Source organism: Aeromicrobium sp. PFPM2_SD2, from assembly GCF_057364525.1.
Genome location: NZ_JBNFNZ010000482.1, coordinates 1 through 1,790, shown reverse-complemented (window position 1 = coordinate 1,790; position 1,790 = coordinate 1). Strand labels below are relative to the sequence as shown.

Genomic DNA, 1,790 nt, shown 5'->3' with positions numbered 1-1,790 from the left:
CGAGCGCGGCACCGTGCGGGCCCGCCACGTGCTGCGCTGCCTGGAGGCTTCACGGCGTCCCTGCCCGGGCTGCGCCGCACGTGGCTGCCGATGAACTCGGCGATGGTCGCGACCGAGCCGCTGCCGGACGCCGTCTGGGACGAGATCGGCTGGCGGGGCGCCGAGCTGGTCGGCGACGAGGCGCACGCCTACTGCTACGCCCAGCGCACCGCCGACGGTCGCATCGCCCTCGGCGGCCGGGGCGTCCCCTACCGCTTCGGATCGCGCACCGACGTCGACGGGCAGACCCAGGACTGGACGATCGAGTCGCTGCGCGGCATCCTGCACGACCTGTTCCCGGCGACCCGGGACGTGCCGGTCGCGCACGCGTGGTGCGGCGTGCTCGGGGTGCCGCGTGACTGGAGCGCGTCCGTCGGGCTCGACCCGGCCACCGGCATCGGCTGGGCGGGCGGCTACGTCGGCAGCGGGCTGACCACCACGCACCTGGCCGGACGCACGCTGGCCGACCTCGTGCTCGGGCGCGACACGGAGCTGACCCGGCTGCCCTGGACGAACCACCGCGTGCGGCGCTGGGAGCCCGAGCCGCTGCGCTGGCTCGGCGTCAAGGCGATGTACGGGCTCTACCGCGAGGCCGACCGGCGCGAGTCGAACGGCCTGGGGCGCACGAGCGCGCTGGCCCGTCTCGGCGACCGCATCACCGGACGCTGAGCCGGCTCACCACAGGGAGCGGACGACCAGCACCACCGCGGAGGCGGCGCTCACCGCGAGCACGAGCGCGCGGAAGCGAGCGGCCGGGACCCGGGGCCGCGCCCACTCGCCGAGCGCGGCGCCGAGCCCGAGCGTCGGCACCAGGAGCGTGCCGAGGACGAGCTGCTCGGTCGCAGCTGACCCCCCACTGCGAGCAGGGCGAGGGAGAGCCCGCTGCCGACGACGAAGTAGACGGCGAGCGTCGAGCGCACCTGGCGCGCGGGACGGTGCTGGTAGAGCAGCGCCATCGGCGGGCCGCCGATCGCGGACGTCGTCGCGGCGATCCCGCTCGTGAACCCGGCGATGCCGAGCGACGTCCGGGTGACCGGCACCGTGATCGCGCGGGCGGTCAGCGCCACGGCGAGCAGCACGGCCAGCCCCACGGCCACGCCCAGGTCGCGGGCGCTCACCGTCGCGACCACCCAGACCCCGACGACGGTGCCCACGAGCCGTCCGGGCAGCGCCCACCCAAGCCGTGCCAGTCGACGTCGCGGCGCTCGCGGGCCAGCGTGAACGCGGGCAGCACCATGCCCAGGACGAGCAGCGAGCCCGGCATGAGGTGGGGGGCCAGCAGCGTCACCACCGGCGCAGCGACGAGGCCGAGGCCCAGGCCGACGACGGACTGGACCACGGCGCCCAGGACGACCGAGCCGGCGATCGCGACGAGGATCCACACGGCGAGGTCGGGCACCGCGCCAGCGTCCCACGTGGTCGGCGGACGTCCGGGGGCGACCGTAGGCTCGAGCCATGACCGAGCCCGCTGATCCCCGCGCCGTCGAGCTGGCCTACCAGCTCATCGACCACGCCCGCGCCGGCGAGACCGACGCCGTCGCCGCGTTCCTGGACGCCGGGGCGCCGGTCGACCTGACCGACCCGCAGGGCAACACGCTGCTCATGCTCGCGGCCTACCACGGCAACGCCGAGACCGTCCGGCTGCTGGCCGAGCGCGGGGCCGACGTGAACCGGCTCAACGACCGCGGCCAGAGCCCGATCGCCGGCGCGGTGTTCAAGGGCGAGGACGAGGTCGTCGCGGTGCTGCGAGG

Annotated in this window: 4 protein-coding genes; 2 read left to right on the top strand and 2 right to left on the bottom strand. The window is 75.9% G+C overall.

All coding sequences use genetic code 11. From position 1 onward, the window contains the following. Window positions 1-708: NAD(P)/FAD-dependent oxidoreductase (locus tag AC2W7G_RS15360; RefSeq protein ID WP_485869205.1), on the top strand; the 708-nt coding region annotated here is incomplete at its 5' end. A gap of 50 nt (window positions 709-758) precedes the next feature. Here AC2W7G_RS15360 and AC2W7G_RS15355 read toward each other — a convergent pair. Beyond that, a complete protein-coding gene (locus tag AC2W7G_RS15355; protein ID WP_485869204.1) occupies window positions 759-1,193 on the bottom strand; it encodes a hypothetical protein in 435 nt (144 codons plus the stop codon). After that, the gene (locus AC2W7G_RS15350) at window positions 1,154-1,438 is read right to left on the bottom strand and encodes a hypothetical protein (protein WP_485869203.1); all 285 of its coding nucleotides are present in this window, start codon (window positions 1,436-1,438) and stop codon (window positions 1,154-1,156) included. The genes AC2W7G_RS15355 and AC2W7G_RS15350 overlap by 40 nt, the downstream gene beginning before the upstream one ends. 56 nt (window positions 1,439-1,494) lie before the next feature. Between AC2W7G_RS15350 and AC2W7G_RS15345 the strand changes: the two genes are divergently transcribed. Then, on the top strand, window positions 1,495-1,790 hold a 296-nt coding region (locus AC2W7G_RS15345), incomplete at its 3' end, for an ankyrin repeat domain-containing protein (RefSeq protein ID WP_485869202.1).